The sequence below is a fragment of the Bartonella sp. AP331QHHD genome (genome assembly GCF_042195905.1).
Lineage (GTDB): Bacteria > Pseudomonadota > Alphaproteobacteria > Rhizobiales > Rhizobiaceae > Bartonella.
In genome coordinates this window covers 1-6789 of the sequence record NZ_JBHIPG010000006.1, presented here as the reverse complement: position 1 = coordinate 6789, position 6789 = coordinate 1, and the positions used below count along the sequence as shown (strand labels likewise).

The 6789-nt window shown below is 44.8% G+C and carries 1 protein-coding gene; it reads left to right on the top strand.

The features are described from left to right. Positions 1 to 6789, top strand: a 6789-nt coding sequence (locus ACFIMS_RS00275; protein ID WP_375696256.1) for a hemagglutinin repeat-containing protein, incomplete at both ends; no start/stop codon positions are given.

Sequence of the window (6789 nt, the reverse complement as noted above, 5' to 3'; positions counted from 1 at the left end):
AACCACAGGTGTACCCGAAATTGATGCGAGCGGTTTTTTGAAAGGCTTTGAGGTGCGAGGTGGGGATATTACCTTTGGCGCCAAGGGAGCCAATTTTTTCTCTGGTCAAGGGGCGGTTGATATTGTCGATATTGTCTCACGCACAGTGCATTTTGAAGGAGCTGTTGCGGGCAGAGAAATTGGAGTGACAGCAGGGACGGGTCACTTTGATTATGCTTCACGGGAAATGAAAGAGCTAACTGATATTACTGGTAAACCGGAATATGCGATAGATGGTTCTGCTTTGGGGGCTCTACAGGCGGATCAGATTAAACTTGTGGCAACAGAAAAAGGTGTTGGTGTTCGTATGCGCCATGATATGGCAGCCAATGCGGGGCAGTTGCATCTTTCTGCTGACGGGAAAATCTCGTTGAAGAATGTTTTTGGTCATGGGGGCGTTGTCCTCAAATCGAAAAGCCAGAGCGTATTGGCAAAGCACATCACCTCGAAAAAGCATATTGATATTGCCGCCCATAAGGATGTGACGTTAGAAACGGTTGGCGCTGAGGGTCATTTGAAGATAGAGGCGCAGGATGGGCTTTTATCGATTGCCGGTAAAGCAACCTCTGGGGGCAATATGGAGCTTTCTTCGCGCCAGACACTTCAAGTTTCAGGGCTAGGGTCAGGTGCTGATATGGCTCTTGAATCGGGCGGAGACTTGAAGCTTGAGGGGATTGTTTTAGCGCAAGGGAACCTCAAGGCGCATGCCGGTGGTGATATACAGGCGCAGCTTTTAGCCGGTGGGGTTGATATGGCGGCAACGGGTGCTACTGGTGTTGTTGTTCTTGGCACCCAAGGGGATGTTGATCTCCAGAGCAGTCAAGGTGCGATTGTCGCTGAAAGTGTTTATGGGGCAGGAGATATCACCCTGGTTTCTCATAATGGGCTATCTGTTTCTCAAACAATTCTGTCGCATCAAAATGTTGCCATTCAAGCACAACCAGAAACAAATGCTCCCGTTCATTTTAGACAACTTTTAGCCTATGGTAAGGCAAATATTGAGGGTGGGGCGGTTGACTTTTCTTCGCTGATGACGGGTGAAAAAGCTGTTTTAAAGGTTGGCAGCCTTGATGCTGGCACACTGATGACAGGTGTCGTTTCTACGGGCGGTTCAGGGGATCTTGTTTTAGATAAAAACGGTTTTCTTTTGATTACAGCAAAAGAAGGGGTGAAGGTTGGTCAGATTGCCAGTGGTGGCAATATTGAAATTTTTGCAGGCAACGACATCTATTATGATCAGGTCATAGGCTATGGCAACGCAACATTGACATCGGTATCAGGAGAGATCAGTGTTGAGAATGTGTTGTCTGCTGAGGGGGATGTGAGATTGACGGCAAACACTCTCGATTTAAGCAATAATCGTTCTCATATTTACACGCCGCAAACGCTGTATTTAATTGCAGATCATATTGATGTCTCAGAGAGCGAATTGGCTTATGGCGGTTTAGACTTTCAAAGCACCAATGCCCTTGATATTCACAATGCGCGGCTACAAGCCGTGACAGATCAGGGAGGGACTGGAGATATTCTCTTTATTGCTCCAAGCGTTATGGTTGATGAGACAACTTCTGTTTTAGCAGCCAGAGATTTCGTGATCAAGACGGGGGAGCTTGGAAATAGCGGTCAATTGGCATCGGGGCAGGATTTAGCCTTTAGCGTGACGGGCAATGTGACCAACAACAAAACGGGTTTAATCTATGTGAAGGGCAATGGTGCTTTACAAGTTGATGGGGCTTTGTTGAATGATTTTGGCACTATAATGGCAGAAGGTGATTTATCTTTTACCAATGCAGATGGCAGCGGAAAAAGCCTTTCGCTTGTTAACAAAGCGGGCTTTATTCAAGCTGGTGGAAACTTAAATATCCAAACCAACACTCTAAAAAACGAAGCCGATAGCACGCCTGTCATCACGGAAAAAACGGAATATAGCGATATTTCTTTCCAAAGACCAAAGGGTTCTGATCAACTCAGTGATGGGATGTTATATCAAGATGGTCCCAACCTTTGGGGAAAAGGGCACGTTAAGGAAGAACAATCTTCGCCACATCCTGGAAATATAATTTATAAAGAAGTATTTGTATTTGATAAAGAGCTGTGGGCTAACAAAGGAGGAACGTACGGTAAAGCAACTTTGGAAGATGGAGCATTTTATAGGGCATTTACTTGGAAATATGATAAAACAAAAAGTAATATAAGACGGTATCAATGGAATAATCAGTCACATATGACAGAAGAAACTGTCACGCAGGGGTTTTCGCATAAGCCCACCATTCAGGGGATGATACAATCTCACGGCAATCTCATCATTAACGCCGATAACATTGACAACCATTATAGTTTTATAGAAGCAGGGGGAAATGCCTATATCCACGCCAATGTGCTCACCAATTTGGGTGCAACAACTTATAAAAACACCTATATGGGTTGTCAGGCTAATACAGACAGTTGTTATGGCTATAAAGCTGATGGAAGCCGCGATGTTTCTTTAGATATAGCCGATGGCAAATTTCGTCATATCCGCTCAGAAGCTTTGGAGAGTGTTCCTGGTCTTGTCCAAGCGGGTGGCACTTTAAATCTGGTGGTCGATCAACTCAATAACACGGCAGCGGAAGGTTCCATTACAGGGGATGCGCATTTTGAAGCAAAAACCGTTGAAGGCAATCCACTGGAGTCCTTAAGTGGTTTAACCGGGGCTGGCGCTCTCTTTACACCAAAAGTGGATCTCAATAATGCGGGGGAACTTGCTGAAGGGCTTCCTTTACCAAAACCCCAATCGGGGGGTGTTGGGGGCACGCTGCCCAACCAGAATTTCATTTATGAAACGCGGGCAGAATTCCTTGATGTCGGCAAATTTTATGGCTCAGCCTATTATTTGAACAGAATTGGCTACAATCCTGATCGGGAGATTTTTTTCTTAGGCGATGCTTATTTCGAAAAGCAGCTGATTGAGAAACAAATGCGTGATCTGGTTGGTCAAGGTTTGGGCAAAGGCTCCTTTATTCCTGGAAGTGATGCCATTGAACAAGTCAAAACCTTGCTGGATGTCGGGGCAGAATATGCAAAAGCCCACAATCTCCCCTTTGGTGAGGCTTTGAGTGAAGAACAATTGGCGTCCCTAGAAGCCCCGATGGTGATTTATGTACGCCAACAGGTCAAGGGCATGGATGTTTATGCACCGGTGCTTTATATCCCTGAAAAAGACAGAGCCTCCTTTGTTTCTGCTGGGGCTTTGATCATGGGCAATGATGTCAATATCACCAGCCAAAATACAAGCAATTCAACGATTATCAATTCAGGGCGGATTGCGGCAAATCACCAATTGCATGTGCATGGTGGGGATATCCTCAGTCAAGGGGGGCATTTTGCTGCGGGTGGTGATGCTGTTCTCCTTGCGGAGAAGAATATTCGTTTAGATGCAGGGCGCACAACGGTTGACGGCGTGGAGACCGTTTTAAACACCGAGGCGCTTTCTGCTGGTGGTAATGCAACGGTGATTGCCAAACAAGATATCACAGCCTCAGGGGTGGGGATCACTACCGGAGGTGATCTTGCCATGGCTACAGAACAAGGCAACTTGACGATCGGTTCAGCAGAAACCCATTACCATGATGAACAGGGTGATGCTACCATGCATCATAAATCAGAAGTCAACTCTGGTGGCTCGACGACACTTGCCTCTGGAAAAGATTTGAATATCTTAGGCTCTGATGTTCAAACAAAGGATAAACTTCTCTTGCAAGCTGAGAGGAATGTTTCGATTGATGCCACACGCAATAGTATGGATAATCAGAATGGGAGTGAAACATCTCATGTTGCTTTACACAATGGCTCTCATTTAAGTTCTGGAAAAGAGACCACTGTTCTCTCTGGAAAAGATATCCATATGGCGGCTTCCGATATAGATGCCAAGGGCAAGGTGGGGCTGAAAGCCAGTAACGATATCCTGATCAACAATGCAGAAGATAGCTTACATTATGAGATATCCGATCACAAAGAGGATGGAATATTTAGTGAGAGAGTCCATAATAATGTTGAGGCTACTCAAGTTGTGGGCTCAAGTATAACAGGGGGTGAAGGGATGGCCTTTGAATCTGGCAACGATACAAAAATCATTGGATCGATGCTTTTTGCTGGAAAAGAAGAGGAAACACCAGATCAAGCAAAAGCAGATATTTCTATTCACTCTGGTGGGAATATTCTCATAAAAGGCGCTCAAGAACACTACGATCAGCAATACCAATCGTCATCAAGTAGCTTTTTGCATGAGAAATCTTCCGATAAATCTGAATCGCACACCACAACAGTTTCCTCTGTTCTTGAGGCAACGGGCAACATTGATTTGCAAGCAGAAAAAGAGTCCACAATTACTGCTTCTCATCTGCTTTCAGGTCAAAACATCAATGTGACAGCAGAAAATGTGACGATTGATGGCATGCAAGATCACCATAGCAGCCACTCAGAAGAACATGCATCTGGTTTTGGCGCGGGCTCAGGTGAGGACTTTGTGTCGATATATGGGAGTGAGGAAAAGGTGCAAAATGAAGAGAGTTTTGAACATCAAGGCTCTTCTCTCAATGCGTATGGCACTATCAACATCATTGCCAAGAAAAAAGATGTGAGCATAGTGGGCTCTGATTTTGCAGGTGAGAATATTAATCTTTCGGCAGCTCGTGATGTCAATGTGCTTGTGGGTCATAATAGCCATAAGTCAAATTCTGAAGAAAAGCGTTCAGGTTTTGGCATTCAGTTTGGAAAGAGCAGCAGTAGTGTTTCTTTGGGTGTTGGGGTTGCAAGCGTCAAAGATACGGGCGATCAATGGGAAACCACTTCCACACAATCACACATCACGGCACGCCAAGATGTGCAGATTACTGCTGACAATGATGTGAATATGCAAGCAGCTATTGTTTCGGCAAATCGTGATGTGAACATTGATGCCGGTAATAATATCACGCTTTCGGAAAGCCAAGATATCTCTAAGACACAAAAAAACCATGAAAATTTCTTTGCTGGTGTTACAGGTTCTGTCAATGTTGGCATTCTTAGTACCATACAAGATATAAAGGATGCAGGAAAACGTTTTGGTCATGGGGATACAAAACACAAAATCGGCAATGGCATCATTCTTGGTCTAAAAGGCAAAGATCTCTATAACAAAGGCAAAGATCTCTATAATGGGATAAAGAGCGGATCAACAAAAGATTCCCTTCTCAAGATGGTGGATATTTCTACCAGTGTTACCGTAGGCTTTAAGACTGAAAAGGAAGAGAAGTCTTCTCAGACATCTACTGCTGTAACCAATAGCATAGAAGCTGGGCGTTCTGTCAATATGAAAGCCCACAAAGGCAGCATCCATGGTGTTGGAGCTGATATTATCGCTGGCACCAATCCTGTTTATGCAAATGATCCGCAGAGCGGGAATATCAACTTGGAAGCAGGACAGCATATTACCTTTGAAAGTGCGCAAAACAAGAAAAGCACACAAAACCATAACCAAAGTGCTTCAATGAATATTGGAGCCAGTTATGGCACGGGTGGCGCAGGGGTAACAGGCAGTGCTGCTTTTAGTCAAGGGGAAGGTTCCAGTGAACAGGTTCAACAAAAGAACAGCCATATTGTTGGCACAGGTACTGTTCATACCACGAGTGGGGCAAACACCACATTGGCAGGCGCCGTGGTTTCTGGAGAGCGTGTAGAAATGGAAGTAGGAGGTGATTTTACCGTTGTCAGCCGCAGTGATACGGGACAAACTTCCAGCAAAAAAAACTCTGTTTCTGTTGGGGTTAAAGGCAATGGAAAGCCTGATGGTGCGTCAATAAACGTCTCTTTCCAAAATGATCAATCCTCCAGCGATTATCACAGTGTTGTGGAACAATCAGGCATTAAAGCCCGTGATGACGGCTTTGAGATCACCGTTAAAGATAAAACAACGCTGACTGGAGGTATTATTGAAAGCACAGCCTTGGCAGAAAAAAACAGCCTGACCACAGGAAGCATCAGCACCAGTGATATTACCAACAGTGCGAGTGCCAAAGCCAGCAGTGATGGGATTAGCATTGCAGCGGGTGGTGCAATGGGCGAATACGACATCGCTAAAAACATTGCCAAAAATGTTTTAGATCATGCAGAACAACAGGATTCAAGGGAAGGATATACCAAATCCGCTATCAGCAATGGCACTATCGTCATTACTGATGAAGCAGGGCAGAAGGCATTAACAGGGCAAGGCGTTGATCAAACCATAGCTTCCCTTAACCGTAATACCGCTGAAGCTCATAAGGGTGTATCACAAATAGATGTCACTAAGCTGGAACAAACAGCTGGTGAAGACCGTAAAATGGCAACAGAATTGCTGGAAGAAGGATTTAAATACAGTGATAAAGCCTATAAAAAATATAGTGAAGAAGCCCCTAAAAAGCGTAATGCTGAAGCCCCTAAAAAGCGCAATGCTGAAGCCTCTAAAAAGCGTAATGCTGAAGCCCCTAAAAAGCACAATGATGTAGCCCCTAAAAAGCGCAATGATGCAGCCCCTAAAAAGCGCAATGATGTAGCCCCTAAAAAGCGCAATGCTGAAGCCTCTAAAAAGCGTAATGCTGAAGCCCCTAAAAAGCACAATGATGTAGCCCCTAAAAAGCGCAATGATGCAGCCCCTAAAAAGCGCAATGATGTAGCCCCTAAAAAGCGCAATGCTGAAGCCTCTAAAAAGCGTAATGCTGAAGCCCCTAAAAAGCACAATGATGTAGCCCCTAA